Genomic DNA, 907 nt, shown 5'->3' on the forward strand with positions numbered 1-907 from the left:
GATACTGAAGCTGGTGAATGGGTGGAACTTACAGGTGCCGTTGTAGATCCGGTGAATCATACTATTAGCGCACCGGTAAGTCATTTTACCAACTTCGCCATGCTGGCTAAGATAACAGAAGAAGAACCGATCGTAGAACCAACACCGATAATTGCACCTGAACCAACACCAGTTTCAGAAGCAGAAGACGATGATGTACCCACCATAGCTTTGATTAGTGGTTTCATCGTGGTTATGTTAACTGCTTCTGTAGTTGCTTTTACTTTCCTGCTACGGAAACGAAAAAAGGAAAGTATGCTACAAAGCTGATCATAGCTCCGGCCACCTGGGCATTTGCAAAACCTCACGGGAATTGTGCTGAATGCCTTTATGATCGCTTGCTGCGACCGAGTCGATTGCCTTTGAGATAAGGCTTAATATAATTTGGATTGATAAGGAGAAGAAACTTGAGAAAGATAGCATTTGGAACCATGGCACTACTTCTGGCACTGAGCATGCTCTTCCCGGCGATGACGCTACCCGCAACAGCCGATGTGAGTGGAGCAACCGTTACACTTTACAACCAACAGGCTGGACAAGCATCCGCCTACGTTGTCGCATTCAATGTGGGGCCAGCCGGAGCGTTGACCGCAGACAATGATGATATTATTCTCACCTTCCCTTCAGGGACAACGCTACCACCCTCGATTGACTATCATAACGTCCTTGTCAGCACCCCGGGAGAAACAGCAGTGAATGTTGGAGTCTGGGGATTTGAGGTAAGTGGGCAGACAATAACTGTGCACAGCCCAATAAATATCAGCAATAACGAAACAGTAACGGTTACAATCACCCAGGGCGTAGGTATTGTAAATCCAAAGATATCTAGAGAACCCGCTACTGGCGCTGGTGATGGCCGGGGAACAGA

The 907-nt window shown here is 47.3% G+C and carries 2 protein-coding genes; both read left to right on the forward strand.

Features of this window, described 5'->3' with window-relative positions; all coding sequences use genetic code 11:
* A partial coding sequence (locus tag GY843_RS05600) for a hypothetical protein (protein ID WP_297307370.1) occupies positions 1-309 on the forward strand: 309 nt, incomplete at its 5' end.
* A gap of 137 nt (positions 310-446) precedes the next feature.
* Positions 447-907, forward strand: a 461-nt coding sequence (locus GY843_RS05605; protein ID WP_297307372.1) for a hypothetical protein, incomplete at its 3' end; no start/stop codon positions are given.

The organism is Neptuniibacter sp., from assembly GCF_024231755.1.
In the GTDB taxonomy this organism is placed as follows: Bacteria; Pseudomonadota; Gammaproteobacteria; order Pseudomonadales; family Balneatricaceae; genus Neptuniibacter.